This window comes from Roseateles sp. NT4 (assembly GCF_051857475.1).
Lineage (GTDB): Bacteria > Pseudomonadota > Gammaproteobacteria > Burkholderiales > Burkholderiaceae_C > Pelomonas.
The window spans coordinates 219,688-246,356 of the sequence record NZ_JBPZGZ010000002.1; the positions used below are offsets into that span (position 1 = coordinate 219,688).

The window sequence follows — 26,669 nt, forward strand, 5'->3', positions numbered from 1 at the left end:
CCGGCAGGCATCGCCATCCCCCCGGGGGATCGACCAGACTTGCCGGCGTTCAGCCCGGCAAGCTGGGCGAGGGGTCAACAAACACGCCGGTTTGGTGGAAGGTTTCTCCCCACAGCGGATGGCTCATGGAGAGGGTGAAACGGAACAGGCCGTGGCCCAGGTCACGGTGCTCGACGCGGCAGGTACCGGGGCTGAGCAAGCGGGGCATGACCAGGCGCAGGGCGCCGATGTCGAGGAAGTAGCGATGGCTCTGGAACACCAGGGCGCCGTCGTGCTCGAAGACGTCGAGCGCCATGCCCAGGCCACCGCGGGTGCGCTCCTGCAAGCGGCCGTTGGCGTCGAGTTCCTTGGTCGAGAACACGCGGCCGACGCCGTCTTCGAAGGTGCGTTCCCAGACAACACCGGCGCCCACGGCGCTCACACGCACCGTCGTCGGCACGCCGCTGGCATTGGCCGCGGCCAGCGGGCTGCGCAGCGGCTTGACCAGCCAGGCCAGCACGCGACCCAGGCGCGAGCAGCGCATGTCCATCAGGCCGCGATAGGTCGCTTCGGGGTGGCCGGCGGAAAAACGGCGCTGCACGGCGGCGGGCAGCCGGGCCCAGGCAGCAGGGCCGATGAGGGCGGAGAGGTCGAGAGGGCTGGCAGCGTTCATACCCCCTCTATCGCGACAAGCGTGCCAGCGCCGATTCAGAAGCTAAGTAATTGATTTCATTGAAGCCCGGACCGTCAATCGCATACCTCGGATACAGTGCCGCCCACCCCTTCTGTCAACTTCGTTAACACCCCATGCTGCTGATCCGCTTCGCCCTCGGGTTCTCGCTTTTCGAGACCCTGGTGCTGGCCGGCGTCCTGCTCTGGTGGTCGGACCGGGTGGCCGGCGGACGCCTGCTGGCGACCTTCCTGGTCGGCATCGCGGTCTGGATCACGGGCAATGAGCTGCCCAACTGGTGGGGCCCGGCGGCTGAGCCCGTGGCCTTGCGGCTGGTGTCGATGGCGCCCTTCGTCTCGACCTTCTTCTTCCACTTCTGCGTGGTGTTCTGCCGCGTGCCGCTGGGCCGTGTCGGCGTAGCGACGGCCTATGGGCTCGGCGCACTGGCCTCGCTGTGCTCGCTGCTGGGCCACCCCGGGCATCTGACCTGGAGCGACAGCGTCGGCTGGATCTTCGTTGCCGGCCGCCTGGGCTGGATGGCCAGCGTCGCCTGGATCATTCTGGGCATTGCCGGCGTGGCGGTGCTGCTGCGCGGGTTGGCCCTCGCCAAGCCGCCCGCGCGGCAGCAGATCGCGGCCGTCACGGCGTCCTGCCTGTGGGGGCTGCTGTGCCTGAGCGGCTACGGCCTGGTGCTGCTGCAGGTGCCGGTCTTCCCCGTGCCGCTGCTGCTGTTGCCCCTCTACCCGGTCATCCTGGTCTACGGCGTGCTGCGCTGGGGTGTGTTCGTCGCCAACGCCTGGGCCGGCCGCGCCCTGGTCTGGACGCTGCTGCTGGCCGTAGGTGTCGGCATCGTCGGCCTGATGCCGCTGCTGCTGCCCTTCGAGTCGCGCTGGCTCAGTGGCGTGGCCGTGGCTGCCGGCTGCCTGGCGCTGAGCGGGCCGGTAAGGCGCTTCGTGCAGCGGCTCATCTACCCGGGCGGCGAAGCGTCTGCCGCCGACCTGCAGGCCTGGCGCGAGGCCCTGCTGCCGGCCGAGACCCTGGCCGAGCTGGGCGGTGTCGCCGGCCAGTTGCTGAGCCGGCGCCTGGGCACGCCGGTCGAGGTCGTGTTCGATGCCGAAGGCGCACCCACGCTGCCGCGGCTGAACTGCCGGCGCGCGCCGTGGCGGCTGCAATTGGACGGCTGGTCGGCCGCGCCGCCGGGCCAGCGCCATCTGGCCGAGCTCTTCGCCAGCCTGGTGCTGGAAGCCGCCGTACGCGTCGAGCAGGCCCAGCAGCTGGCGGCGCGCGAACGCGAGCGGCAGTTGCAGGCTCGCCTGGCCGAGCTGGGCGCCCTGGCCGCGACGGTCGCCCACGACATCCGCAACCCGCTCAACATCATCTCCATGGCCGTGGCCACAGCGGACAGCGACACGCGTCGCGAGGTGGCCGGTCAGGTCGACCGCATCGCCCATCTGACGCGCGACCTGCTGGACTACGCCAAGCCCTGGAAGCTCAGCACCGCCGAGGTGGACGTGACCGAGCTGGTGCGTCGGGTCACGCAGCGCACGCCCGAGGCCGAACTGGGTGCCGGCCTGCAACACCCGCTGCCCGCCTTGCTGGACGCCCGCCGTGTCGAGCAAGCCCTGACCAACCTGGTCGAGAACGGCCGCACGGCCGGCGGCGGCGCCGTCCATGTCGACGCCGAACGCGATGCCGATGGCCTGCGCCTGCATGTCTGCGACAACGGCCCGGGCGTGCCCGAGGCCATCCGCGAGCGGCTGTTCGAACCCTTTGCCTCGCGCAGCCCCGGCGGCACGGGCCTGGGCCTGGCCATCGTCGCGCGCGTGATGTCCGCGCATGGCGGCACGGCCGCACTGACCGAGCGCCCAGGCTGGCGCACCTGCTTCACGCTGAGCTTCCCCCATGACCCCATCCAACCCTGAAACCGGCCGCGTCCTGCTGGTCGACGACGAGGCTGCTTTCCAGCGGCTGGGCGGCAATTTCCTGCGCAGCCTCGGTCACGAGGTCGACATCGCCGGAGACGGCGACGCTGCCCTGGCCCGCTTTGCCGAGCAGCGGCCCGAGCTGGTGCTGCTGGACCTGGCCATGCCGCCGCATATGGACCCGGAGCGCGGCCTGGAGCTGATCCCGCGCCTGCACAGCGTGCCCGTCATCGTGCTGACGGGCCACGGCGAACATGAACTGGCCCTGCGCGCGGCCGAGCTGGGCGCCTGGGACTTCATCACCAAGCCCATCGACCCCGACCTGCTGCGCTTTGTCGTTGCCCGCGCGCTGCGCAAGTCGCGCCTGGAGGCCGAGCTGGTGAAGCTGCGCGCCGAACAGGGCGCCGACGACCTTGGCCTCGTCGGGCAGACGCCGCCCATGCAGCAGCTGCGCGCCATGGTCAGGCGCGTCGCGCCCACGCGCGTCAGCGTGCTGGTGCTCGGCCCCACAGGCACCGGCAAGGAGCTGGTGGCCCGCGCCCTGCACGAGGGCAGCCCACGCCGCGACGGCCCGTTCGTCGTCGTGCACTGCGGCGCGCTGTCGGCCGAGCTGCTGGAGAGCGAACTCTTCGGCCATCTGAAGGGCAGCTTCACCGGCGCCTACCGCGACCAGCCCGGCCTCGTCGAGGCGGCCCATGGCGGCACGCTGTTCCTGGATGAGGTCGGCGAGATGCCGCCGGCCATGCAGGTCAAGCTGCTGCGCTTTCTGCAGGAAGGCACTTTCGTGCCGGTGGGTGGCCGCGTGCAGAAGCAGGCCGAGGCGCGCGTCGTTGCCGCCACGCACCGCGACCTCGAGGCCATGGTGCGCGAAGGCAGCTTCCGCGAAGACCTCTACTACCGTCTCAAGGGTGTGGTGCTGCGCACGCCGCCGCTGGCCGAACGCATGGCCGATGTGCCGCTGCTGGCGGCGCGCTTCCTGCAGCGTGGCGCACCGCAGGCGCGCTTCTCGGCCGGCGCATTGGCCTGGGTCACCGCACGCGACTGGCCGGGCAATGTGCGCGAGCTGAAGGCCATCGTCGAATCGGCCGGCGCCCTGCTGCTGCCCGAGCAACATGAAGTCGACACCGAATTGCTGCGGCTGGCCGCGGGTGACAGCTCGGAGGCACCGCGCAGCGTCGAACCGACTGCAGCCACCGGTGTTCTTGACGCCGCGTTGAACGAGCTGGAACGCCGCCTGATCCAGGACGCCATGAGTGCTGCGGGCGGCAATCAATCAGAGGCAGCGCGGCAACTCGGCGTGTCGCGGGTCGGCCTCATCAAGAAGCTGACGCGCCTCGGCCTACGTTGAGCCGAACTCCTTCAACAGCAGCCGCAGCTTCTTGCGACCCTCGCTGTTGGTGCCGCGATAGGTCTTCAGCGCCTGCGAGAGGAACTGCTGCTCGGCGGGCGTGAGGCCCGTCGGTTCACGCTCCTCGTCTATCCATCCGGCGGGTTTGTCGCAGTGGTGCTCGATCTGCCGCGCCAGCTTGTCGCCGATGGGCCGAGCGCCGCTCTTGGCCATGGACCAGGTCGCACCGCTGACGCCGATGCGCGTCGCCCATGCAGCCTCGAGCCCCTTGGGCGGATCCCCCGCGTTGATGCGCTCTTCGGCAAAGGTCTGGAACAACGCGAGGGCGTTGAGCCGGCGGATGGTGGCGGGGCTGGACACGGCGGGCTGAGTCGAGAAGCGGTGTTGTGAAAACACTTCACAGGCATTCTAGGTGTTGACGGTAACGTGAAGATTCTTAACAATACGCATATTCGCTCATCACAGCTGAGCTTCTCCGCCACCCTCAACCAACGACCGAACCGCTTTCGCGCCCTGCCATGAACCGCCATCTCGTCACCGTCATCGACCTCGCCGGCTCCTTGAGCCGATGCGATGCCATGTGGCTGACACAGGCCCAGGGATCGCAGCTGGCGGGCAAGCCCGCGCCGGTCGCCCATGCACACGGCTACGACCGTGAGATCGATGACACCAACCTATCGGGTGAAGGACCCGGCTGACGCCGACCTTCCACGCTCATTCGAGGCCCGGTCTCCTGCCAAGGAACCGGGCCTTTTCCTTTTCCACCGTTCAAACGAACACAGCGCCGGGGCTGCCCCGACGCCGCTGCGCCTGCGCAGCGCCTGCTCCTTAACAACTCGCACCGAATGCAGCGCCGGCTCCACGGCCGGCACTGCATTCAAAAACTGGCAGGCGCCGAGGCTCGTTCCTCGGCCGCCCTGCCCCATCTCGGGTGTGCCCACGCACAAGCACCGGCCGGCCCGGTGTGCATGTGCGCTCGGGCGGCCGCCTGTCGCGTGCAGCGACGCACCTCTGGTTTGCGCAAACCAGCCGCGTCGCGTGTGGACACAGCCGAGATGGTTTTTCTCGCCTCGTTAGCTCAATGGATGAGAGCGCCGGTCTACGAAGCCGGAGGTTGGACGTTCGAGTCGTCCACGAGGCGCCACAAGGTCTGCAGGGGTTGCAGACCGACGAACTCATGGGGGCGTAGCTCAACAGGGAGAGCACCTGCCTTGCAAGCAGAAGGTTGCCGGTTCGATGCCGGCCGCTTCCACCACCATCACTTGGCCCCGTTGGACTTCCGGTGAGGTCCTCGGCCCTTCAAGCCGAAGAGGCGGGTTCGACTCCCGCACGGGGTACCAGTTCCCTTGGTCATTGGCGCAACTGGCAGCGCAACGGTCTCCAAAACCGAAGGTTGCAGGTTCGAGTCCTGCATGGCCAGCCAATCAAACGAAGCCTCTTGGCGAACTCACGCTTCGAGGGGCGCAAACCGGCCGCAACGATTGGGCGGCGTCGGAACCCGTCACCGACAACCCTTTTCAGTCCGGGCGTAGCTCAACCAGGGAGAGCACCTGCTTTGGGAGCAGGGGGTTGCACGTTCAAGTCGTGCCGTTCGGACCATCTCTACGTCGCCGTAGCTCAATCGGAAGAGCGCTGGTCTGTCGAACCAGAGGCAGCGGGATCGAAACCCGCCGGCGGCGCCATTTTTCTCACGTGCGCTTGGGGGTGGTCGTCGCCTAGAGGCCGAAGGCTCCAGGTCGTGACCCTGGCATCACCGGTTCGAATCCGGTCGATCACCCCCAAGCGCATCGTCCCCTCGTGGCGGAATAGGTAGACGCACCGGTCTCAGAAGCCGGGGCCGCGAGGCGTGTCCGTTCGACTCGGACCGAGGGGACCAACCACATAGTCACAACGCCCCACCGGAGGACATCATGAAGACAAAGAAGTCAACCCAAGCCCACAGCTTTCGAGACGATGAGCAAGCGTCGCAAGGGCTCCCCGTCTGAAACACAGGTCAAGCGCGGCGATCGCATCGTGCACGGCCACAAGGAACTGGTCGAGAAACTCGGCCGGAACGACCCCTGCCCTTGCGGCTCCCGGAGGTCGTTTCAAGCGCTGCTGCCTGAGCAGCGGCTGCTTTCGACGGCGTCAATCCGCCACCACTATCGGCGCTAGCGCGCCTTCTGCCGGGGTGTAGCTCAACGGTAGAGCAGCGGCCTTTGAAGCCGTCTGTTGCAGGTTCAAGTCCTGCCGCCCCTTCCACCCATTTCATCCATCGTGCCCAGCCCAAAAGAAAGGAGGTCAGCATGCACGACGTATTGCAGTTGGACATCACCGGCCTGCCCCAGGCCTGGATCTCGGTGGAGCAGGCCGCCTGCCTGGTCGCGACCGACGCGGTCGTCTGGTCCGCCGGTGAGCAACCACTGGCCGTGCTGCGCGGCGGTTTCAACACCACGACCGGTCACCAGTCGCGCATCGAGGTCCCGCCCATCGTCGCCCTGCGCGGCGCGTCCAGGCTCAATCTCTTCGATGTCGTGCCGACCTACGGCAAGGCCAAGCTCATCAAGCGCGACCGTTGCACCTGCGCCTACTGCGGCCAGCGTTTCGACGCCCGTGCGCTGACGGTGGACCACATCCTGCCGGCCAGCCGCGGCGGCCCCTTGAGCTGGATGAACACGGTCGCGGCCTGCCGCGCGTGCAATTCGCGCAAGGCCGACCGCACGCCGGACGAGGCGCGCATGCCGCTGCTGTTTGCGCCCTTTGTGCCGAGCCGCTTTGAGGACTTCATCCTCAAGGGGCGGCACATCCGCGCCGACGTGCACGACTGGCTGGCCGCGCGCCTGCCCAAAGGATCCCGCCTCAGCTGAGGCGTCAACGAATCCGCCGAGGAAGGCAAAGGCTCACAGGCCGGGGTTCCCACGCCCCACCGGTGCGCCGTGGCCGGGTCCGCCCGTCGCCACGGCGTATGCCGCCCTGCCGGAATCGGTTGATCTGGGAATGACATGGTGTCCCGCAAGGGTTGGGTTCGAGTCCCTTCTTTTCCGCCAATTGGCAATTGGATAGCTCAAACGGTAGAGCAACGAACTCTCAATTCGTGTGTCGTGGGTTCGACTCCCACTCCAAAACCAAACCGGTCGAAAGACCACCCCGCCGAACGTGCGCCCCGGCTCCGGCCGGACCGCGCATCAGCGGCCCGCGCTTGTGCGCCGGACCAGCGGGACTTCGCATCCACGGCCAGCCGAGAGCGCCTTCAGGGAGGGGGCGTTCGACGCGCACCGCGGCTCCGGGTCCTGGCATCCGACGTCCGCACGGGCCCCTGTAACGGCACCCTCATCCCATCAACAACACGCGTCACCACAAGGAGAACACCATGACGATCAAGCGTGTGACTGTGAAGAAGAACGAGCGCGGCCTGCTGCTGCGCAATGGCGATTTCGAACGTGTGCTGCAACCCGGCACGCACTGGCTGTTCGCCGGCCTGGACAAGCTGTATCTCGAACTCTTCAACATCGGTGCGCCGGCCTTCGTCCACGCGCTGACCGACTATCTGATGGCCAAGGAGCCGGAAGTCGTCGAGGCGGAATTCCTGCGCGTCGAGCTGAGCGAACACCAGGCTGGCCTGCGCAGCGAGAACGGCGTGCTGGTCGAGGTCCTGCCGCCGTCCACGCGGCGCCTGTACTGGCGCGGCCTGGTCGACGTGCAGGTCGAAGTCATCGACCTGCGCACCTCGGCCGAGCTGCCCGCCGCCGTTGCCGCCCGTTTGGCCCAGCCTCAACTGCGCCCGCGCACGGTGACCGGCTTGGCCGGCGTCCTGCAGGTGGAGGTGCCCGAACACGGCGCCGGCCTGCTGCGCGTGGACGGCAAGGTCGAGCGGCTGCTGGAGCCGGGCGCGCACGCGTTCTGGAAGTTCGGCCGCAACGTGGCGGTGGAGCTGGTGGACCTGCGTCTGCAGGCGCTGGAGGTGACGGGCCAGGAAATCCTGACCCGTGACAAGGTCGCGCTGCGGCTCAACCTCTCGGCGAACTGGCGCTACACCGACGTGCTGCTTGCCTTTCAGGCGCTGCCGAAGCCGGCGGACCACCTCTACCGCGAGCTGCAGTTCGGGCTGCGCGCGGCGGTGGGCACCCGCACGCTGGACGAGCTGCTGGAGAACAAGTCGGTCATCGACGAGGTCGTGACCGCCCACGTTGCGCCCAAGCTGGCCGGCCTCGGCCTGCAACTGGACGGCGTGGGCGTGAAGGACATCGTGCTGCCGGGCGAGATGAAGACCATCCTCGCCCACGTGGTGGAGGCCGGCAAGGCCGCTGAAGCCAACGTGATCCGTCGCCGCGAGGAAACCGCGGCGACGCGTGCCCTGCTCAACACGGCCAAGGTGATGGAGGACAACCCCGTCGCCCTGCGCCTGAAGGAGCTGGAGACGCTGGAGCGCGTGGCCGAGCGCATCGACAAGATCTCCGTGTTCGGAGGTCTGGACCAGGTGCTCAACGGGCTGGTGAAGCTTCGCTGAGCACCGCCCTGCCGGGAGACCGGCAGGGCTTCAACCCTTTCAAACATCATGAAGAACGAAACCCTGCCGGCCTTGGAGGTGCCGGTCAAACAACCTCCCGTGCTGTTCAGCCAGACCCAATCGCTGATCCAGCGCCTGGCGGACAAGCTGGGCGGCCCGCTCGTCAGCTACTGGAACGGCCCGCGCGGCTCGGTCTGCTCCAACGACGTCGTGGCGCTGTATCACGTGCTCGAACGCCTCGGCCAGCAAGACACCATCTACCTCTTCCTGAAGTCGGACGGCGGCAGCGGCCAGACCTCGCTGCGCCTCGTCAATCTGCTGCGCCAGCATTGCCGCCGCCTGGTTGCGCTGGTGCCGCTCGAGTGCGCCTCGGCCGCCACCATGGTGGCCCTGGGCTGCGACGGCATCCAGATGGGTCCCACGGCCTACCTGACGGCCGTCGACACCTCGCTGAATCACGCGCTCTCGCCGGTGGACCGCGACAACGACCGCGTCAGCGTCAGCCAGAACGAGTTGCAACGCGTCATCCGCCTGTGGCGCGACGAGCAGGGCCAAGACCAGGCCCCGCCCGAGAACGCCTACAGGTCGCTGTTCCAATACGTGCACCCGCTGGTCATCGGTGCGGTGGACCGCGCCGAATCGCTGTCGCTGATGCTGTGCCGCGAACTGCTGGCGTATCACATCGATGACGCCGCGAAGGCCGAGGCCATCTCGATGGCGCTGAACGGCAACTATCCGTCGCACAGCTATCCCATCCTGCTGGACGAGGCGGTCAAGATCGGCCTGCGCGCCGAGCGCATGCCGGCCGACGTGAACACCTTGCTGCTGCAGCTCAATGCCTGCTACAGCGAGATGGGCCAGAAGGCGACGACCGACTTCGACGAGGTGCACGCGCACAGCAACGAGATCTGCAACATCTGGGAAGCCAGCGGCGCGCAGGTCTACTACCAGCAGGACAAGGACTGGTTCTACCGCGCCGAGGAAAGGCGCTGGATCACCCTGAACGACAACAGCGGCTGGCGCCGCATCGAGCGAGTGGGCAGGCGCATCAAGCGCGGCGCACTGCACGTGGCCTGACTGCCCAACCGGATCGCAGCATGAAAACCCAACGATCGACAGCCGCGCAACAACGCCGCCAAACGCCCCCGCAGGACTGGAGTCCCCAGGGCATCGGGCTGGAGCCCGAGCTCTACGCAGCGGCGCTGCGCTATCTGTTTGACCGCCAAGTTCCCGCAACGGCCTCGGCGACGTGGGCTTGGGACCCCGACGAGCCGGAATTCGACGCCACCCCGCTGCAATGGACGCGCGTCCAGACGGCGCTGTTTGCCAACGCCGGCAGCGATCTGGCCGGCTACGGCGACGAGCAGGTCGGCATGGGCCTGGACTATGTGATGAACAACTCGATCAGCGATGTGCCGTTCGCTGCCATCGACCCCAGCGTGCCGCTGGACGACGCCATGAAGATGATGCGTGCCATGCCGGCACTCTGGCGCGACTGCATAGGCCCGCGCCTGGCCCACCTGAAGGGCCCCGGCGGCATCTCGGGCAGTCGCCTCGATCATGTGTCGTTCATGTGGTTCGACGTCTGGCCGACGTTCTGGCATGTGCGAGCCCAGCCTGTTTGGCAGGAAGCCGTCTGGCAGGTGCTGCGCGACATGCTGGAGATGCCGTGCCGGGCGGTGCAGCTGGCTGCATTGCACGGCATCGGTCATCAGATGCGCCATCTCGACCGGCAGCGCGAGATCGACAACACCGTGGTGGCGTTCATCCGGTCCGTGGACCCGAACGACACCGACCTCAAGAACTACGCGGAAGCTGCTCGCCAAGGCATGGTGCAGTGACGCAAGAAGGAATCACCATGCAACCCCAACACATCCACGAGGACGTCCCCGGCGGCGTCCCGCTGAAGATGTGGACGCAGGGGGTACCCGTCGAGGAAGCGGCCAAACGCCAGCTTCAGAACGCGGTCCGCCTGCCCATCGTCTTCAAGCACATCGCCGCGATGCCGGACGCGCATTTTGGCATCGGCGCCACCGTCGGCTCGGTCGCCCGAGCGGGCCGGCTCGGGAACGGCCCAGCGCTCGGCCCGAATGCATCCAGAAGCCTCATCAGGGCGCCCGAATTCGTTCGGGCGCCCTTTTTTTGTGCGGAATTCACCGGGAACCGCGCGCAAGCACGAAGCCACTCAGCCATACCGCCGCACTAACATTGCCGCCCTCGGGGAAAAATCCATCATGAAACTGCTCGCCAAATTCAATCTGGTCTATCTGCTCGTGATGAGCCTGGGCATCGCCCTCAGCGGCTACATCGCCCGCAACCTGCTGCAGAACAACGCCCAGCAGGAGGTCGTCGAGAGCGCGCGCATGCTGATGGAGAAGGCGCTGGCCGTGCGCGCCTACACCAACACCCAGATCAAACCCTTGCTGGCCTCGCAGATGGCCAACGAGTTCCTGCCCCAGACGGTGCCAAGCTACTCGGCCACCGAGGTGCTCGGCACCCTGCTGTCCAAGCATCCCGAGTTCGCCTACAAGGAGGCGACGCTGAACCCGACCAACCCGCGCGATCGCGCCACCAGCTGGGAGGTCGACATCGTCGGCCAGTTCCGCAGTGCGGCCGACCTGAAGGAGACCTCCGGCGTACGCGAGACCCCCGCCGGCCCCTCGCTCTACATTGCCCGTCCGCTGCGCATCACCGACCCCGCCTGCCTGGCCTGCCACAGCAGCGTCGAGGCCGCCCCCGCCACCATGGTCGCCAAGTACGGCCCGGCCAACGGCTTCGGCTGGAACCTGAACGAGGTCATCGGCGCCCAGATCGTCTCCGTGCCCCTGGGCGTGCCGCTGCAGCGCGCCGACCAGACCTTCAAGGTCTTCATCACTTCGCTGATCGGCGTCTTCGTCGCCGTCGGCATCGTGCTGAACCTGATGGTGTGGATGCTGGTGGTGCGCCCCGTCACCAAGCTGTCGGCCCTGGCCGACCGCGTCAGCCAGGGTGACCTGGAAGCACCCGAGTTCGCCACCGGCGGCAAGGACGAGATCGCCACCTTGTCCGATTCCTTCTCCCGCATGCGCGCCAGCGTGGTGCAAGCGATGAAACTGCTCGATGCCTGAACCTTCCAAGCACCCGCAGAAGCTCGGCAAATACCGCATCACCGAGGTCCTCGGTGAAGGCGCGATGGGCGTCGTCTACAAGGGTTTCGACCCCGACATCCAGCGCACCGTCGCGCTGAAGACCATCCGCACCCAGCTCGACGCCGACGACGACAGCCCCGGTGCGCCGGCCTCGCGCTTCCGCAACGAGGCCCAGGCCGCCGGCCGGCTGCATCACCCGGGCATCGTCGCCGTCTACGACTTCGGCCGCGACGAGAACGTCGCCTATATCGCGATGGAGTTCGTCGAGGGCCGGTCGCTCGCGAGCTACCTCAGCGCCAAGGTCCGCTTCACCGACACCGACATCCCCGGCATCATGAGCCAGCTGCTCGACGCCCTGGACCACGCCCACGACAAGGGTGTCTGGCACCGCGACATCAAGCCGGCCAACATCATCATGACGACGGCCGGCGGTCGCCTCAAGGTGGCCGACTTCGGCATCGCCCGCATCGAAAGCACCAATCTCACCCAGACCCACTACATGGTGGGCACGCCCAGTCACATGGCGCCCGAGCAGTTCCTCGGCAAGCCCATGGACCGCCGCGTGGACATCTATGGCGCCGGCGTGGTGCTCTACCAGCTGCTGACCGGCCGCGCGCCCTTCGCCGGCACGACCGAAGCGCTGATGTACAAGGTCGTCAACGACATGCCCCAGCCGCCATCGACGGTCGAGGGTGTGGAGCGCCCGGGCTGGTTCGACCCCATCATCGCCCGCGCCCTGGCCAAGCGCCCCGACGACCGCTACGCCACGGCCGACGAGTTCAAGCAGGCCCTGACCGCCGGCGTGGGCCGCGTCATTGATGAGTCGTCCTGGGAAAAGACCGTCATGCTGGCGCCGGCGCGCGCCAAGCCTGCCCAGCCGCTGGCCACGCCAACCCATGCACCGCAATCGCTGTCCGGCACGTCCCTGCCCGGCTCGGTCGGTTCGGTCGGCACGGCCAGCGCACCGACGCCCTCGCACTGGGACAAGGCCCAGCTCAACCAGGCCGAGCTGACCCTGGCCAGGCATGTCGGCCCCCTGGCCAGCGTGCTGGTGCGCCGCGCCGCGCGCGAGTGCCACGACATCAACGAGCTCTACAACAAGCTGGCCGAGCAGGTCAGCGACCCGCGCGCCCGCGACGCCTTCCTGGGCCAGGCCAGCCTGGTCACTGGCGGCCACCACCATCGCACGGCGGGCAGCGGCACGGCCGGATCGCCCTCCGCGGGCGGCTCCAGAGGCGCAACGGCCGGCTCGGTCGGCGGCACCATGATCGGCGGCCCACTGAACGAAGCCGTCATGGACAAGGCGCAAGTCCTGCTGGCCCAGCATGTCGGACCCATCGCCAAGGTGCTGATCAAGCGCGCCGCCAGCGGCACGGACAGCCGTGCAGTGTTCTTCAACCGGCTGGCCGAGGCCGTCAATGATCCGGCGGCGCGGGCGAAATTGCTGGCGCAGTTGGGACGGCTGTCCTGACTGGCTCGCCTGACACCGTCGCTAGTTGGCCTGCCACTCCGCCAGCAGCTTCTCGGCCGACGACTTCAGGTTGTAGGGGAAGCGCGTGCCGATGCGCGGGTCCATGACGGGCGTGAGCGCGTACTGGCCGTCGCCCGGCAGGGTCTGAAGACAGGCCTGCAGCGTCGGCGCGGCGCTCACCATGCGCTGCGTCTGCAGCAGCAGCAGGGCATAGGCCCTGGACATCGGCTCCGCCTTGCCTGCGCAGAAGAAGGTGGCCAGTTGCTGAGGTGCCGACTCTTTCTGCGTCGCGGCAAGCAGCTTCAGCGCCGAGAACTGCACGTGCATCGCCGGGGTGCCGATATATTTGCCCAGATCCATCCCGGCCGGAGCGTACTGCAGCGCGGCGGCCGTCTCCATGGCCGCGTGCTGCATGAAGAACCGGTCCAGCTCGGCCTGATCCTTGGCCGCGTCGGGGTTGGCGGGCTCACCGGCCAGTTGCTGGTCGATGAATCGTTGGACGGGCTCGACATTGCAGGCCTGGGCGTGCAGCCGCTGGAAGATGCAGGCCTGCGTCATCTCGTAGATGGGCACGGGCAGCAGGGCCTTGTGCATGCTGATCCGGTAACTGGCCTCCACCAGACCGTTGTCCCGCAGCAGGTCGGTGCCCGCCGACGGCGTCAGCAGCTGCCAACTGCCCTTCTCGCCCTTGACGAGGTAGAGGTAGTAGGACTTGCCGGGCTTGAGCCAGAGCTCCCAGTGGTCCGAAGACGCCGACGTCACGTTCAGCTGCGAATAGCCGCCGATGTCCACGGCTGACGGCGTCGGCTCGCCAGCCAAGTGCCGGGTGAGCACCGCCGTGGCCGTCGTTCCCTTGACCTTCTCCACCTTGAAAAGGCCGAAGCTGGTCGCGCGGGCGGCCACCGTCTCCTGCCAGGGCTCGTCCCAGGTGTTCGCCCAGGTGGGCATGGAAAGGACGGCCGCAAAGGTCGCGGCCAGGATCTGCGACTTCATCTGACTTCCTCCCCGGAGCGACGCGGCCCCTTGGCTTGTTGATCTATGTCAGGCCCGGCGCACGATACGCCAAGACCTTCAGGCCGCGGTCGTCGGAGACGTCGGCAAATACCGCCGGGTTGGCCACCCGCCCCAGGCAATCCAGCTCCGGGGCGTTCTGGGACACCGCGTCGCGCAGGAAGGCGAGGTCGAGCTCCGGTGCGTTCAGGCACAACAACGCCAGCCCGCCCGGCGCCAGCAGCGCCGGCAGCCTCTTGGCCAGCCGGGCGTAATCCTTGGTCGCGACAAAGCTGCCCTTCTGGAAGCTCGGTGGGTCGCAGATGACGAGGTCATAGGGGCCGCCGCGGGTCAGCTTGCCCCAGGAATTGAAGATGTCATGGGCCAGGAACCTGGCCCCCGCCTTCACGCTGTTCAGCTCATGGTTGGTGCGGCCGATGGCCAGGGCACCTGAGGCCATGTCCACATTGACCACTTCGGATGCGCCGGCCTGCAACGCAACCACCGAAAAAGCACAGGTGTAGGCGAAGAGATTGAGCACCTTGGCACCGGGCTGGACCTGCTCCCTGACCCAGCGCCGGCCCTCGGCCATGTCGAGGAAGAGGCCGTGGTTCTGTCCGCGCATCAGGTGGACGACATAGCGCGTGCCAGCTTCCGGGACGACATGGGGCTCGGGCACGCTGCCGGCCATCAGCCGCGTTTCAGCGCGTTCGCCGCGGCACTGGTAGACCCAGGGAACGTCAGGCCAGCGCGCGCCGATGGCGGCGCCGGCCGCGGCCAGCTCCTCGTCGGCCAGCGGCTTGAAGCTGGTCAGCAACAGCACGGGCGGATAGATGTCCAGTGCGAGATGCTCGCAGCCGGGATGACGGCCGCCGCGGCCGTGGAAGAGGCGTTGGGCGTCGGTGGGAAGGTCAGCAGTCGCGGCAATGGCGTCGAGCAAGGCTTGCATGGGACGGCATTCTCAAGGCCAGAATCTCCGCCATGAACTTCCAGCTCATCCTCGACGAGATCAATGACGAACTGCGCCCGCAGCTGGCCACGGCCGGTGGCAAGGTCGCCAGTTACATCCCGGCTCTGGCGCGGGTGTCGCCGCTGCAGTTCGGCATGGCGCTTCGCACCGTGGGCGGCAAGACGGCGCAGGCCGGCGACAGCGCGACGCCCTTCTCCATCCAGAGCATGTCCAAGGTGTTCTCGCTGACCCTGGCCATCCGCGCCCTCGGCGAGGCGATGTGGGACCGCATCGGGCGCGAACCCTCGGGCAGCGCCTTCAACTCGCTGGTGCAGCTGGAAAGCGAGCGCGGCATCCCACGCAATCCCTTCATCAATGCCGGCGCCATCGCGGTGGCGGACCGGCTGGTGTCGCAGGGTGACGCCAAGGCCGAGCTGCTGGCCCTGCTCGGCCGGCTGAGCGGCGAGGCCGTGCACATCGACGCCGAGGTCGCGCGGTCCGAAGCCGACACGGGCTTTCGCAACACCGCGCTGGCCAACTTCATGAAGGCCTTTGGCACGCTGGACAACGACGTGGACACCGTGCTGGACGTCTATTTCAACCAGTGCGCCATCGCGATGAGTTGCGAACAGGTGGCCTGCGCCGCCGGCTTTCTGTGCCGTGACGGCCGCCATCCGCTGGCCGGCACCCCGGTGCTCAGCGAAGCGCAGACGCGGCGCGTCAACGCGCTGATGCTGACCTGCGGCACCTATGACGCAGCCGGCGAGTTCGCCTTCCGCATCGGCCTGCCCTGCAAGAGCGGCGTCGGCGGCGGCATCGTCGCCATCGTGCCCGACCAGCTCAGCCTGTGCGTCTGGTCGCCCGCGCTGGACCCGACCGGCAACTCGCTGCTCGGCCGCCGGGCGCTGGAACTGTTTGTCGCGAAGACGGGGCTGTCGGTCTTCTAATCAGCTCGCGTACTTGACGCTGCAGCCATAAGGCCGCGTCGACGCCTTCTCGACCTTGCGCCCGGCGGCCACGGCGGCGAGCGCCTCGGTCACGTAGGGCTCGGCCTTGGCGATGTCGTTCCTGTCGGGCGTGGCGATGCTGTCGATGCCGCCCTTGTAGGCCAGGGTGCCGTCGGCCTTGATGACGTACATGTGCGGCGTGGTCTGGGCGCCGTAGAGCTTGCCGAGTTCGCCCTTGGGGTCGAGCAGCGTCGCGGTGGGCGCGGCGCCGCGGTCGGCATTGAGCTTCTGCGCCGCAGCACCGTCGACAAAGCCCTGCTGGCCCGGCGCCGACGAGATCACCTGCAGCCAGACGACGCCCTGCGCGGTCGCCGCCTTCTGCTGGGTCTGCATATTGCCGCTGCCGTAGTGCTTCCTGACGTAGGGGCAGTCGTGGTTGGTCCACTCCAGCACCACCGTCTTGCCCTTGTAGTCGGCCAGGTTGACGGTCTTGCCGTCGGCCGTCGTGGCGGAGAAGGTCGGCGCGGGGGCGTCGACGTTGGCGTTGGCATGCGCCAGCGCGGGCAGGATCAGGGCGGCGAGCAGGCTGCGGCGAAGCAAGGTCATGTCGAACTCCTGGAAGCGGTGGGGGGCAGCGAGATGGCCTCGACGACGAGGCCGGGGGTGAGGATCTGCGGCAGCACCTGGGCCTCGGCGGCGCCGGGTGCGTAGTAGAGGTAGAGGGGCACGCCGGAGCGGCCATGGGCCTTCAGAACGGCGGTGATGTTGGGGTCCTCGCGGGTCCAGTCGCCCTTCAGATAGGCCACGCCGCCCTTGGCGAAGGCATCCTTGACCTCGGGTCGCGACAGCGCAACGCGCTCGTTGACGAGGCAGGAGATGCACCAGGCCGCCGTCATGTTGACGAAGACCGGCTTGTTCTGCGCGCGCAGCTCGGCCAGCCGATCGGCGCTGTAGGCCTCGATGGTCGACCCGGTAGCGGCAACCGGCACATCGGCCGCCTCGACCGGCTTGATCCAGTGGATGACGCCCAGCGCCAGCACGAAGGCGGCCACCACCGCCACCCGGTTGAACAAGCCCTGGCCAGCCCGCAGCAGCCACAGCGCAAAGGCGATCAGCACCAGCCCACCCAAGGCCATGGCCACGCCGTCGGGCCCGGCCTGCTGGGCCAGCACCCACAGCAGCCAGACGACGGCGGCATACATGGGGAAGGCCAGGAACTGCTTGAACTTGTCCATCCACGCACCCGGCCGCGGCAGCCAGCGCTGCGCCGCGGGCCAGAAGGCCAGGATCAGGAAAGGCAAGGCCAGGCCCAGGCCCAGCGCCAGGAAGACGGCCAGCATCACGGCGGCCGGTTGTGACAGCGCAAACGCCAGGGCCGCGCCCATGAAGGGCGCCGTGCAGGGCGTGGCGACGACGGCCGCCAGCACGCCGGTGAAGAAGCTGCCGGCCAGGCCCTGCTTGGCGGCCAGGTTGGAACCCAGCCCGGTGAAACTGCCGCCCACGTCGAAGAAGCCCGACAGGTTCAGGCCGACCAGGAAAAGCAGATAGCTGACGATGAGGACGAAGACCGGCGAATGGAACTGGAAGCCCCAGCCCACCTGCTGGCCACCGGCACGCAGTGCAATCAACACGGCCGCCAGGGCTGCGAAGCTGATCAGCACGCCGGCCGTGTAGGCCAGGCCTTCGGCCTTGTGGTTGCCCTCGCGCACCAGGGCCAGGGCCTTGATGGACAGCACCGGGAAGACGCAGGGCATCAGGTTCAGGATCAGGCCGCCGACCAGGGCCAGGGCCAGGGCGGGCAGCAGGCCGAGATCGCTTTCGGGCGAAGGGGTCGCGGCGGGCGCTGCGCCAACTTCGGGAGCGCTCAGGTCGGCCGGGCCAGGACCCTTGCCGGCGCCTTCAGGCATGGGCGCAGACAGGGCCCAGGCCTGGTCGCCCGCGCCTGTCGTCAGCACGATAACGCCGGACAGCGGCTTGCCGGCGGGCACGGGCTCGTCGCCCGCGGGGATGTCCAGCACCCAACCGCCACCTTCGGCCTTCAAGGCCTGCGGCGCGCTGTGGGCCACCGCGCCCCAGGTGTCGGCAAAGAAATAGGCCTTGGTCACCCCTGCCGTCGGGCCGCTGAGGCGCACACCCTGGGGCGCGGCCTTGAGCTGCACGGCAAAGTTCGCCGGCTTGGGAATGGCGCCGCGCCATTCCTCGATCTGGGCCGCATCGGCGCCGGCCTTGGCTTCGGCAGCCACCGGCAGATCCAGGCCCAGGCTGACCTGCTCGGGGATGCAGACGTCCTTGCAGACCAGCCACTTCACCTCGGCCGCCGGCTTGAAGCGCGTGCCGGGCTTGGCATCGGCGGGTACGGTCAGATCGACGAGCAGGGCCACACGGCCCTCGTAGCCGTAGTTGACGATAGGCCCGATGGCCTGGATGCCCGGCGTCGGCCACTGGATGGGGGCAGCCTGGGCGCCCGTCCAATCGATGGTGGTGGCCTGGCCGGAATCGCCCGGGTTGAGCCAGTAGGTATGCCAGTGCGACTTGATGTTCTGCTCCAGCGCCACCGTGAAGCGCTGGCCGGGCGCCACGGTCGCCTGGCTGGATACCAGTCGGGCCTTCACATGCTCGGTGGCGGCCTCGGGGGCTGCCGCAAAGGCGATCACGGGGGCCGCCAGCAGGGCGACGGAAATGGGGCGCAGGAACGAGAACATCCCGAAATCCTAGGCCATACCGCTTTCCCCGCGTCGTGACAGGCCCGCATCAACAAATGCAAAGAACGCTTGCCACAGGGGCTCGAAGCGTTTCGGCTCGCCTTCGAGCAAGGCCAGTGCATGCAGGCCGGCCTCGAAAGTCGACAGCTGACCGGGCCGATGGCCGCGACGGATGGCGTAGCGGCCCGGTGCTTCGGGCAGGGCCACGCGCGGCAGGCCGGCGAGCCAGGGATTGGCGGCCAGCAGGCGGCGGCTCTGACGCCAGCTGCCATCCAGCAGGATGAGACGCTCGACCGGACCGGTGCCGGTGCTGCCCTCGCCCGGATAGAGCAGGGCCGTGCCGGGGCCGGCCAGGGCGGGGTCGAAGACCTCACCGCGCAGCAGCCGCGCCGCCGGGTTCAGTCCCAGTGTCAGGAAGGCAGCGGTGTTCTTGGCATGCCCGGCCTCGGCCGGATGCTGCAGGATGAGCAGCTCGGTGCGTACGGCCAGCCGCGCCGGCAGCGTCGCGCACAGGCAGGTGGAGGCCGGGCGCTCACAGCGCGGGCAGACCGCGCGGGGCATGGTCGCTCCGGCTCAGTTCGCCGGCGGCGAGACCGAGTGCGGCGCGATGGTCGACACCGTGCTGTCCGTGCCGGCATCGGCGGCGGCTTCTTCCGCACCGGAACCGCGCCGCGAGCGTGTGCTGGGCAGCTTCATCTGGCGCCGCTTTGCCAAGCGGCCCGCCAGCCAGACGCCCAAAACGACGCCAAAGATGTTGAGCGCGCCGAACAGCGGTGCCGCGTTGGACGACAGCAGCATGCTCTGCAGCGGCGCGGAATAGGCCCGCGGCTTCAGTGCGAAGCTGAAGGCGCCAAAGATCAGCCAGCCCGCCCAGGCCACGCCAACGCCGGACATCATCCAGGCGATATAGGGGCGGTGGCGGCGGCGCTGGGGACGCAGCGTCAGATAGCCCCAGATCAGGGCCACGACGAACAGCAGCAGCGCGATGGCGAGTGCTTCGCCGAGCATCACGGGCAGGCTGTTGCGGCCGCCCAGCTGGGCATAGACCTGGCGCGGCAGGCCTGTGCTCGCGTACTTCATCGCCGCGCCCGCGCCGAAGCAGTACAGCAGGAGGCCGGAAAAGAAGGCGATGGAGCGGCGGGCGGCTTTCATGGGGGCGCATTCTCGGCGCTGTCGTGCCGGCGATTTCGGGAGGATTTCCCGATCGGGCAAAACAAAGCCCACCGTCCAGGGGGTGGACGGTGGGCCGAGAAGGGGGTTTTCGAATCAGCGCTTGCGGTCGAAGCGCTGGGCGCGGGCCAGGCCGCGGCGTTCGCCGCTGTAGAAACCGGTGTCGAAGGCCTCGTGCTTGCGGCCCTTTTCGACGGATTCGGCACTCCAGGCGGCTTCCGGGAGGGGAAGGCGGCGCGGCTGGTGTTCGGTACGGGGCTGGATCTTCATGATGCTGTCTGGCCTTTTGGAGGCCGTCTCACGCCGAGAGGGGCGCGATTGGGAGGCACAACGGCGGTCCGGCGGGGCCGGTTGACAGCCAAAACACACTTCTTTGCAGATGTGGCCTGCGGTCACCGGCTGTGCCGACAATGCCGGTTTTGGAATTCCAGGACTCGCCATGACCGTCCAGCTGAAGAAGACCCTCCCGGCCAAGGCCACCCCCATCACCGTCGTCGACCGCGCCGCCTTCCAGGCCCTGGCCGCCGGCTTGCCCGCGGCCACCCGGGCCTGGCTGGCGACGGTCGGCTTCGTCGGCGCCGCCGACAGCCACGCCCTGGTGCCGGGCGCCGACGGCCATCTGGCCCAGGTGTTCGCCGGCGTCGCCCATGCGGCCCACCCCTTCGCGCTGAGCCATCTGCCGCTGGCCCTGCCGGAAGGCGTCTACAAGCTGGATGAAGCCGGCCTGGCCCTGCTGCCCGAGGCGGCAGCCATGTCCTGGGAGCTGGGCGGCTACCGCTTCGACCTCTACAAGCCCGCCAAGCGCGCCCCGGCGACGCTGACGCTGAAGTCGGGTGCCGACGCGGAGCGCGGCCTGGCCCTGGCCGCCGCCATTGCGGCGACGCGCGACCTGGTCAACACGCCGGCCGAGCACATGGGCCCGGCCGAACTGGCCGCCGCCGCCAAGGCCCTGGCCAAACAGTACGACGCGACCTATGCCGAAACCGTCGGCGACGCCTTGCTGAAGAAGAACTTCCCCAGCATTCATGCGGTTGGTCGCGCGAGCACGCGCTCACCTCGCCTGATCGAAGTGAACTGGGGCAACCCCAAGCACCCCAAGCTGGCCCTGGTCGGCAAGGGCGTCTGCTTCGACACCGGCGGCCTCAACATCAAGCCCGGCGAAGGCATGCGCCAGATGAAGAAGGACATGGGCGGCGCCGCCAATGCCCTGGGCCTGGCGACGCTGATCATGGCTCTCAAGCTGCCGGTGCGGCTGCAGTTGCTGATCCCGGCGGTCGAGAACTCGATCTCGGGCAATGCCTACCGCCCCGGCGACGTCATCAAGACCCGCAAGGGCCTGCACATCGAGATCGGCAACACCGACGCCGAGGGCCGCGTCATCCTCTGCGACGCGCTGGCCTACGCCGCCGAGGGCAAGCCTGACCTGGTCATCGACCTGGCGACGCTGACGGGCGCCGCCCGCGTGGCCCTGGGTGCCCAGTTGCCGGCCCTGTTCGCCAAGCACATGGACACCGCCCGCGACCTGGTCGACCTGGGCCTGAAGCTGGACGACCCGTTGTGGCATATGCCGCTGTGGGCGCCGTATCACGCCGGCATCGAGAGCACGATCGGCGACATCGTCAACACCGGCAAGAGCCCGCTGGCCGGCGCCATCAACGCGGCGCTGTTCCTGGAAGACTTCCTGCCGCCCCAGCAGGACTGGCTGCACGTCGACCTGTTCGCCTGGAACGACGCCCCGCGCGCCGGCCGCCCGGTGGGCGGCGAGGCGCAGACCATCCGCACCCTGCTCGCCTACCTGGAGCAGCGCTACTCGGCCTGATTACTCGGGCGTCTGGTCCTTGGGCGGCTGGGCCTCGGCCGTTGCCGGAGGCTTGGGCGCCTGGGGCTTGGCGGCCTGATCGCGGCGCGGCTGGTCGGGCTTTCTGCCCTGGCCCTGGCGCTGCGGCGGACGGCCGCCCTCGCGGCGACCTTCATTGCGACCTTCCGGACGCCCACCGCCGCCAGGGCGACGGTCGTCACGGCGAGGCGGCGGGCCATCGCGACGGGCTTCGCGCGGCGGGGCCGGCGGTGCCTCGGCGCGCTCCTTGCGCGCAATTTCCAGCAGGCCGGGCAGCTCCTCGGGCGTCGTGCCCTTGAGCACGCAGAAGTTGGCTTCGGTCAACGTCGTGCGCTCGAAGTCCCAGAGCAGCTGGGCGCGGTTGCGGCGCTGCTGGGCTTCGAGCTGGTGGCGCTCCTGGTCCGCCTGCTCGCGCTCCTGCTTCAGGCCGCGACGGCGGGCCAGCTCTTCCTGGGCGGCCTTGAGGTGCTCCTCGGTGATCTCGCCAGCGGGCTGGCCGTCGAGGTCGAAGCGGGTCTTGGCCTGGGTCAGCGCGATCAGATAGCCCGTGCTGCCGGTGTAGCGGCGCAGGAAGGCGCTGAGCTGGGCTTTGCTGAACTTGCCCTGGGCGCGCTCCTGGATATCGGCCTGGATGCGCAGCTTGACGGGCTTGGGCTTGCCGGTGAACAGGGCCGGGAACAGGGCCTTGAGCTCGGCCGTGGCGTCTGCCACCGGTGCAGCGGGCGCAGGCGCTGCAGCAACCGGCGCGGCGTCAGCGGGCACCTCGGGCGTGCTCTCGGTGGCGGGTGCCGCCTCCGGCACGGTCACGGGTGCCGCCTCCGGCACGGTCACGGGTGCAGCCGCAGCGGCTGCCGGTTCTTCGGACGGGGTGACGGGATCAGGAAGATCGGAATTCATCGCAAAGCCGTCGAAGCGGCAGCAAACAGGCAAGGGGCAGGATTGTCGGCCATCATGGGCCCTTGCACGCATCCCTCGACAAAGGCCAGCAAATGCATCTCGAAGGCTCCTGTCACTGCCGCAGCGTCAAGTTCTCGGTCGAGGCGGATTCGCCCGCCCCCTTCATGCGCTGCTACTGCTCCATCTGCCGCAAGACGGCCGGTGCCGGCGGCTTCGCGATCAACCTCGGTGCGCTGACGCACACGATGAAGGTCAAGGGCAAGCGCCACCTGCGCATCTACCGCGCCAAGCTGGCCAACAAGAATGGCAAAGGCAAGCACAAGAGCAGCGCGCGGCGCTACTTCTGCGTGAAGTGCGGCAGCGCGCTGTGGCTGTGGGACCCGACCTGGCCGGAACTCGTGCACCCGCACGCCAGCGCCATCGACACGCCGCTGCCGACGCCACCCGAACATGTGCATTGCATGGTGGGCTCCAAGGCGGATTGGGTCGAGGTGGAAGGCCACGCGAAAGATCCGCGCTTCGACGAGTACCCGGCCATGTCACTCGCCGAGTGGCACAAGGCTCACGGCTTTTAGCCCAGGCCCCCAAAAACCTTCTTGAGGATGGCGCTGCCGGTGCCGACCGGGTCCTGGCGGATCTTCTTCTCCTCCTCGCCGATCATGCGGTAAAGGCCGTCCAGGGCCTTGGCCGTCACGTACTGCTGGATGTTGGCCTCATCGCCCTTGACGAGGCCGAAGCCACCCGCCTTCTTGGCGACGGCGTTGTACTTGTCGGCCAGCGACACCTTCTCGGTCGCCTGGGTGACGATGGGCAGGAACTGCTGGCCCAGGGGTTCACGCGTCTTGCCGGCAAAGAACTGCGTCACCGAATCGTCGCCGCCCTTCAGGATCTTCAGCCCGTCGTCGACGCTCATGTCCTTGACGGCCTTCACCAGCAGCGGCTTGGCGGCCGGCACGGCGGCTTCCGCCGCGCGGTTCATGGCGGTGACGAGTTCGTCGAGCTTGTGGCCCTGGCCGGTGGCCTTGAGCAGCTTGGCGGCGTCCTTCAGATAACCCGGCAGCTCGATCTTGACGAGGGGGTTGCCGAGAAAGCCGTCCTGCCTGCCCAGCAGGGCCACGGCCGAGTTGGCGCCGCGCTCCAGGGCCGTGCGGATGCCGGCATTGGCATCACCCTCGCTGAGGTTCAGCGCCCAGGCCGGGCGCAGCAGCAGGAGAGCGGGGGCGGTGGCGATGACGAGGCGGCGTTGCATGGCGGTCTCCGGTCGGGGGGAGACCATCTTGCCACTGCCCGTTCAGGCTGCGACGTGTTGCAAGGCCCGTTGAATGTCGCGCTTCTGGTGGTACATGCGCTGGTCGGCCAGTTCCAGCAGGTGGGCGACATCGTTGCCGTCCTCGGGGAAACGGGCCGCGCCCAGGCTGGCCGCCAGCGGCAGGTTGCGGCCTTCGAAATGGAAGTTGCCGTTGAGCTGCTGGCGCAGCCGCGCGATGGTCGCCTCCAGCCCGCCTTCGGGGGCCAACGGCCGCAGCAGCACGCCGAACTCGTCGCCACCGAGGCGGGCCGCGGTATCGGACTGGCGCACGCTGGCGTTCAGCCGCCCGGCGAACTCCAGCAGGGCCGCGTCGCCGACGCGGTGGCCATGGGTGTCGTTGATGGGCTTGAGGCCGTTCAGGTCCAGCATCAGCACGGCCAGCGGCTGGCGGTCGCGCACGGCCTGGGCCAGGGAGGAGCGCAGCCGGTCCAGGAAAAGGGAGCGGTTGGGCAGGTCGGTCAGGCCATCATGGGTGGCCTTGTGGAAGAGCTCCCCCGGGGCGTAGCGGGTCGCGAAATACATGGCCGCGGCGACGAGGTCGGACAGCAGCTCCAGCAGGGCGAAGTGGCGGTCATTGAAATGAGCCACCTGGGCCGACATGGCCTTGAGCACGCCCACGGTTTCGCCGTTGTGGCGCAGCGGCACGACGACCATGGAACGCAGGCCCAGCTTCTCGCAGGCGGCACGGTCGGTCCGGGGATCGGTCAGCGCATCGTCGCAATGCAGCACATGGCCTTCGCGCACACACAGGCCCGACAGGCTGGCACCGCGCTTGAGCCGCAGGCCCAGGCTGCCGCGCGCCATGCCGGCCGCGGCGCGATAGACCATGTCGTCGCCCTCGGCCAATTCGACGGCCGCACCATCAGCACCCACCAGGGTCAGCGTGCGCTGCACGACGAGGCTCATCAGCCCGCCGAGGTCCAGCCCCAGTCGGGCCACCTCGGTCTGGATGGCGATCACCTCCAGCAGCTTTTCTCTGCTCGGCACCTGTCTCTCCTCGTCTGCATCGCCTTGGATGCAGCCCCGCGGAGCGATGCTCTCTACCGGGTCAATCCCTGTTCAGGGCCTGTTTTTACATCCGGACATAAATGATGTCGACGGGGATTTACCCATCAGGAATGGGTCTATTGGAGCTTTGCCAGCCGCTCCGTCAGCAGCGCAAAGAAGCCGTCCGAATCGACGTGGCGCAGCATGTGGGCATTGGCGGGCAGGCCGGTGACGCCCCAGAAGTCGACGACGGTCATGCCGCGCGTCAGCTCGCTGTGCCTCTCGATGCGCACATTGCAGTCCCGCCCGGTGAAGAGTTCGGGGCGCAGCAGCCAGGCGATGACGCAGGGGTCGTGCAGGGGGCCGCCGTCCTGGCCGTACTTGGCCTCGTCAAAGCGCTCGAAGAACTCCATCCAGGCCGCGACGACCGGACCGACGCGGTTGCCGAGGGCGCGGATGGCCTCGATGCGGGCCGCCGTCGTCAGCGCCTCGTGGGTCACGTCCAGCGGCGCCATGGTGATGGGCACGCCACTGGTGAAGACCTCATGGGCGGCCTGGGGGTCGACATAGATATTGAATTCGGCTGCCGGCGTGACATTGCCGCCCTCGAAGCAGCCACCGCCCATCAGCACGATGCGGCGGATGCGCGAAGCGATGTCGGGCGCCTGGCGCAGGGCCAGGGCGATGTTCGTCAGCGGCCCCAGGGGGCACAGCGTCACCGTGCCGGCTTCGCGCTCGCGCAGGGTCTGGATGATGAAGTCGATGGCATGGCGGGGGTCGAGGCCAAGCGTCGGCTCGGGCAGCTCGACGCCGTTCAGGCCGGTGTCGCCATGCACATGCTCGGCGGTCACCAGGGGCACGTCCAGCGGCCGGTCGGCGCCGGCGCAGATGGGCACGTCGCGGCGGCCGGCCAGTTCCACGACCTTGCGCGCATTCAGCGTCGTCAGCGCCAGCGGCACATTGCCGGCCACCGTCGTCACGCCGAGTAATTCCAGCTCGGGGCTGGCCGCGGCCAGCAGCAGGGCGATGGCGTCGTCCTGGCCGGGATCGGTGTCGATGATGATGGGCTGGCTCATGGGAGGGCGGGCGGCGGTGCGAGGTCAAGGTCGATGGCGCCGAACAGGCTGTGCTGGCCGTCGGCGGACTTCAGGTCCAGGCGCAGGCTGTCGCCGGGCGCGAGGGGCAGCTCCAGGCCGCCCAGGGCCACGCCGGCGAGCTGGCCGGCACGCAGGGCCCGCAGCCGCGCCAGGCGGGCCAGTGCCGCCCCCGGCGCGGCCACCACGTCGCGCGGTTCGAGCCTGGCGCCGTTGTGCAGGGCGACAAGGCGGGCCTGCAAGCGGCCCGCGCCCCAGGCCTCGCCCAGTTCATCGGGCGTGACGGCCAGCGGCGCGCAGTGGGTGGCGATCAGTTCGCCCTCCAGGCGCCAGTCCGCGGCAAAGCTCAGCAGGCGCAAGGCATCAAGAGCCGCAGCCGCATCGCTGGCGGCGCCGAGATCGCCGCTGATGGCCACCAGGGCGGACTCGCAGGCGGCCGGCGCCCTCAAGGGCTGGTGCGGCCCCTGGAACTGGCCGGCCTCACGGCGCGCGCCCCCCTCGGCGTCGACGACGGCCCAGCCATAGGCGCGTGGCAAGGGCGCGACACATTTTTCGGGCTCGAAGGCAAAGGCGTGGCGCAGCTTGCCGTGGTTGAGCTGCACGGCGAGGTCTTCGAGCTGAGGCGCGAGAAAGCCCCAGTCGTCCAGGACCTGCTGCAGGCGCGTGGCGATGCCGGTGGCGTAGTGGGCCTGGGTCAGGTCGCGCGACACGACGACAAGATGGCCGTCGCGCGAGCCGTCGGCGTAGCTGGCGAGTTTCATGGGGAAAGATCCGGGGTGATGG

27 protein-coding genes, 10 tRNA genes and 1 pseudogene are annotated in these 26,669 nt (G+C 68.5%); 24 read left to right on the forward strand and 14 right to left on the reverse strand.

Annotation, left to right across the window (positions count from 1 at the left end):
• Positions 1-49: 49 nt before the first annotated feature.
• A complete protein-coding gene (locus ACS5PN_RS10500; protein WP_439463904.1) occupies positions 50-652 on the reverse strand; it encodes a DUF4166 domain-containing protein in 603 nt (200 codons plus the stop codon).
• Positions 653-786: 134 nt separating this feature from the next.
• Between ACS5PN_RS10500 and ACS5PN_RS10505 the strand changes: the two genes are divergently transcribed.
• Both ACS5PN_RS10505 and ACS5PN_RS10510 read left to right on the forward strand, forming a co-directional pair.
• Positions 787-2,571 (forward strand): sensor histidine kinase, encoded by a 1,785-nt coding sequence (locus tag ACS5PN_RS10505; protein WP_439463905.1) that lies wholly within the window; start codon positions 787-789, stop codon positions 2,569-2,571.
• Entirely contained in the window at positions 2,552-3,919 is a 1,368-nt protein-coding gene (locus ACS5PN_RS10510) for a sigma-54-dependent transcriptional regulator (RefSeq protein ID WP_439463906.1), read from the forward strand. Before ACS5PN_RS10505 ends, ACS5PN_RS10510 begins: the two co-directional genes overlap by 20 nt.
• On the opposite strand, the gene ACS5PN_RS10515 is transcribed toward ACS5PN_RS10510, so the two are convergent.
• On the reverse strand, positions 3,911-4,315 hold the full coding sequence (locus tag ACS5PN_RS10515) for a hypothetical protein (protein WP_439463907.1): 405 nt from the start codon (positions 4,313-4,315) through the stop codon (positions 3,911-3,913). The genes ACS5PN_RS10510 and ACS5PN_RS10515 overlap by 9 nt on opposite strands.
• A gap of 122 nt (positions 4,316-4,437) precedes the next feature.
• On the opposite strand from ACS5PN_RS10515, the gene ACS5PN_RS10520 reads away from it, so the two are divergent.
• From ACS5PN_RS10520 to ACS5PN_RS10610, 19 genes and pseudogenes are all read left to right on the forward strand, one after another.
• Positions 4,438-4,617 (forward strand): hypothetical protein, encoded by a 180-nt coding sequence (locus ACS5PN_RS10520; protein WP_439463908.1) that lies wholly within the window; start codon positions 4,438-4,440, stop codon positions 4,615-4,617.
• Between the two features lie 369 nt (positions 4,618-4,986).
• Positions 4,987-5,063, forward strand: a tRNA-Arg gene (locus ACS5PN_RS10525).
• Between the two features lie 35 nt (positions 5,064-5,098).
• Positions 5,099-5,174: transfer RNA gene (locus ACS5PN_RS10530), tRNA-Ala, on the forward strand.
• A 10-nt stretch (positions 5,175-5,184) separates the two neighbouring features.
• A tRNA-Glu gene (locus ACS5PN_RS10535) sits at positions 5,185-5,259 on the forward strand.
• Between the two features lie 7 nt (positions 5,260-5,266).
• Positions 5,267-5,342, forward strand: a tRNA-Trp gene (locus ACS5PN_RS10540).
• Positions 5,343-5,441: 99 nt separating this feature from the next.
• Positions 5,442-5,518, forward strand: a tRNA-Pro gene (locus ACS5PN_RS10545).
• Positions 5,519-5,525: 7 nt separating this feature from the next.
• Positions 5,526-5,601 (forward strand) — tRNA-Asp (locus ACS5PN_RS10550).
• A gap of 21 nt (positions 5,602-5,622) precedes the next feature.
• Positions 5,623-5,700, forward strand: a tRNA-His gene (locus tag ACS5PN_RS10555).
• A 10-nt stretch (positions 5,701-5,710) separates the two neighbouring features.
• A tRNA-Leu gene (locus ACS5PN_RS10560) sits at positions 5,711-5,795 on the forward strand.
• Between the two features lie 77 nt (positions 5,796-5,872).
• On the forward strand, positions 5,873-6,073 hold the full coding sequence (locus ACS5PN_RS10565; protein WP_439463909.1) for an SEC-C metal-binding domain-containing protein: 201 nt from the start codon (positions 5,873-5,875) through the stop codon (positions 6,071-6,073).
• Between the two features lie 12 nt (positions 6,074-6,085).
• Positions 6,086-6,160 (forward strand) — tRNA-Gln (locus ACS5PN_RS10570).
• A 44-nt stretch (positions 6,161-6,204) separates the two neighbouring features.
• Positions 6,205-6,765 (forward strand): HNH endonuclease, encoded by a 561-nt coding sequence (locus ACS5PN_RS10575; protein ID WP_439463910.1) that lies wholly within the window; start codon positions 6,205-6,207, stop codon positions 6,763-6,765.
• Between the two features lie 186 nt (positions 6,766-6,951).
• Positions 6,952-7,022, forward strand: a tRNA-Glu gene (locus tag ACS5PN_RS10580).
• 246 nt (positions 7,023-7,268) lie between these two features.
• Positions 7,269-8,405, forward strand: a complete 1,137-nt coding sequence (locus ACS5PN_RS10585; protein WP_439463911.1) for an SPFH domain-containing protein — start codon at positions 7,269-7,271, stop codon at positions 8,403-8,405.
• 48 nt (positions 8,406-8,453) lie between these two features.
• Positions 8,454-9,482 (forward strand): hypothetical protein, encoded by a 1,029-nt coding sequence (locus ACS5PN_RS10590; protein ID WP_439463912.1) that lies wholly within the window; start codon positions 8,454-8,456, stop codon positions 9,480-9,482.
• A gap of 20 nt (positions 9,483-9,502) precedes the next feature.
• Complete coding sequence (locus ACS5PN_RS10595; protein ID WP_439463913.1) at positions 9,503-10,246, forward strand: hypothetical protein; 744 nt, start codon at positions 9,503-9,505, stop codon at positions 10,244-10,246.
• A gap of 17 nt (positions 10,247-10,263) precedes the next feature.
• A pseudogene (locus ACS5PN_RS10600) lies at positions 10,264-10,456 on the forward strand (RtcB family protein); the annotation flags it as partial.
• Positions 10,457-10,639: 183 nt separating this feature from the next.
• Entirely contained in the window at positions 10,640-11,512 is an 873-nt protein-coding gene (locus tag ACS5PN_RS10605) for a c-type heme family protein (RefSeq protein WP_439463914.1), read from the forward strand.
• Positions 11,505-13,004, forward strand: coding sequence for a serine/threonine-protein kinase (locus ACS5PN_RS10610; protein WP_439463915.1), 1,500 nt, complete (start codon positions 11,505-11,507; stop codon positions 13,002-13,004). The genes ACS5PN_RS10605 and ACS5PN_RS10610 overlap by 8 nt, the downstream gene beginning before the upstream one ends.
• 21 nt (positions 13,005-13,025) lie before the next feature.
• Here the strand turns inward: ACS5PN_RS10610 and ACS5PN_RS10615 are convergent, their stop codons facing one another.
• The gene (locus ACS5PN_RS10615) at positions 13,026-13,997 is read right to left on the reverse strand and encodes a hypothetical protein (protein WP_439463916.1); all 972 of its coding nucleotides are present in this window, start codon (positions 13,995-13,997) and stop codon (positions 13,026-13,028) included.
• Between the two features lie 43 nt (positions 13,998-14,040).
• On the reverse strand, positions 14,041-14,943 hold the full coding sequence (locus ACS5PN_RS10620) for a class I SAM-dependent methyltransferase (RefSeq protein WP_439463917.1): 903 nt from the start codon (positions 14,941-14,943) through the stop codon (positions 14,041-14,043).
• A 32-nt stretch (positions 14,944-14,975) separates the two neighbouring features.
• Between ACS5PN_RS10620 and ACS5PN_RS10625 the strand changes: the two genes are divergently transcribed.
• A complete protein-coding gene (locus tag ACS5PN_RS10625) occupies positions 14,976-15,890 on the forward strand; it encodes a glutaminase (RefSeq protein ID WP_439463918.1) in 915 nt (304 codons plus the stop codon).
• On the opposite strand, the gene ACS5PN_RS10630 is transcribed toward ACS5PN_RS10625, so the two are convergent.
• From ACS5PN_RS10630 to ACS5PN_RS10650, 5 genes are all read right to left on the reverse strand, one after another.
• Positions 15,891-16,496 carry a redoxin domain-containing protein gene (locus tag ACS5PN_RS10630; protein WP_439463919.1) on the reverse strand — a complete coding sequence of 202 codons (606 nt, stop codon included), beginning with the start codon at positions 16,494-16,496 and terminating at the stop codon, positions 15,891-15,893.
• Positions 16,493-18,592, reverse strand: a complete 2,100-nt coding sequence (locus ACS5PN_RS10635; RefSeq protein WP_439463920.1) for a protein-disulfide reductase DsbD family protein — start codon at positions 18,590-18,592, stop codon at positions 16,493-16,495. The genes ACS5PN_RS10630 and ACS5PN_RS10635 overlap by 4 nt, the downstream gene beginning before the upstream one ends.
• Before the next feature lie 9 nt (positions 18,593-18,601).
• The gene (locus tag ACS5PN_RS10640; protein WP_439463921.1) at positions 18,602-19,153 is read right to left on the reverse strand and encodes a tRNA-uridine aminocarboxypropyltransferase; all 552 of its coding nucleotides are present in this window, start codon (positions 19,151-19,153) and stop codon (positions 18,602-18,604) included.
• A 12-nt stretch (positions 19,154-19,165) separates the two neighbouring features.
• Positions 19,166-19,744: a hypothetical protein gene (locus ACS5PN_RS10645; protein WP_439463922.1), complete on the reverse strand. Its 579-nt coding sequence runs from the start codon at positions 19,742-19,744 to the stop codon at positions 19,166-19,168.
• Between the two features lie 114 nt (positions 19,745-19,858).
• On the reverse strand, positions 19,859-20,032 hold the full coding sequence (locus tag ACS5PN_RS10650) for a hypothetical protein (RefSeq protein WP_158593544.1): 174 nt from the start codon (positions 20,030-20,032) through the stop codon (positions 19,859-19,861).
• 169 nt (positions 20,033-20,201) lie between these two features.
• Between ACS5PN_RS10650 and ACS5PN_RS10655 the strand changes: the two genes are divergently transcribed.
• A complete protein-coding gene (locus tag ACS5PN_RS10655) occupies positions 20,202-21,581 on the forward strand; it encodes a leucyl aminopeptidase family protein (protein WP_439463923.1) in 1,380 nt (459 codons plus the stop codon).
• Here ACS5PN_RS10655 and ACS5PN_RS10660 read toward each other — a convergent pair whose 3' ends face one another.
• Positions 21,582-22,496, reverse strand: coding sequence for a ProQ/FINO family protein (locus ACS5PN_RS10660; RefSeq protein ID WP_439463924.1), 915 nt, complete (start codon positions 22,494-22,496; stop codon positions 21,582-21,584).
• 92 nt (positions 22,497-22,588) lie between these two features.
• Here ACS5PN_RS10660 and ACS5PN_RS10665 point away from each other — a divergent pair, with 92 nt between their 5' ends.
• The gene (locus ACS5PN_RS10665; protein WP_439463925.1) at positions 22,589-23,071 is read left to right on the forward strand and encodes a GFA family protein; all 483 of its coding nucleotides are present in this window, start codon (positions 22,589-22,591) and stop codon (positions 23,069-23,071) included.
• On the opposite strand, the gene ACS5PN_RS10670 is transcribed toward ACS5PN_RS10665, so the two are convergent.
• The 4 genes from ACS5PN_RS10670 to ACS5PN_RS10685 all read right to left on the reverse strand — a co-directional run bounded on the left by ACS5PN_RS10670 (position 23,068) and on the right by ACS5PN_RS10685 (position 26,647).
• Positions 23,068-23,745 carry a DUF4197 domain-containing protein gene (locus tag ACS5PN_RS10670; protein ID WP_439463926.1) on the reverse strand — a complete coding sequence of 226 codons (678 nt, stop codon included), beginning with the start codon at positions 23,743-23,745 and terminating at the stop codon, positions 23,068-23,070. The two genes, ACS5PN_RS10665 and ACS5PN_RS10670, sit on opposite strands and share 4 nt — an antisense overlap.
• A 42-nt stretch (positions 23,746-23,787) precedes the next feature.
• Entirely contained in the window at positions 23,788-24,792 is a 1,005-nt protein-coding gene (locus tag ACS5PN_RS10675; protein WP_439463927.1) for a diguanylate cyclase domain-containing protein, read from the reverse strand.
• A 137-nt stretch (positions 24,793-24,929) separates the two neighbouring features.
• Positions 24,930-25,868: a nucleoside hydrolase gene (locus tag ACS5PN_RS10680; RefSeq protein ID WP_439463928.1), complete on the reverse strand. Its 939-nt coding sequence runs from the start codon at positions 25,866-25,868 to the stop codon at positions 24,930-24,932.
• A complete protein-coding gene (locus ACS5PN_RS10685; protein WP_439463929.1) occupies positions 25,865-26,647 on the reverse strand; it encodes a fumarylacetoacetate hydrolase family protein in 783 nt (260 codons plus the stop codon). The genes ACS5PN_RS10680 and ACS5PN_RS10685 overlap by 4 nt, the downstream gene beginning before the upstream one ends.
• Positions 26,648-26,669: the final 22 nt, after the last annotated feature.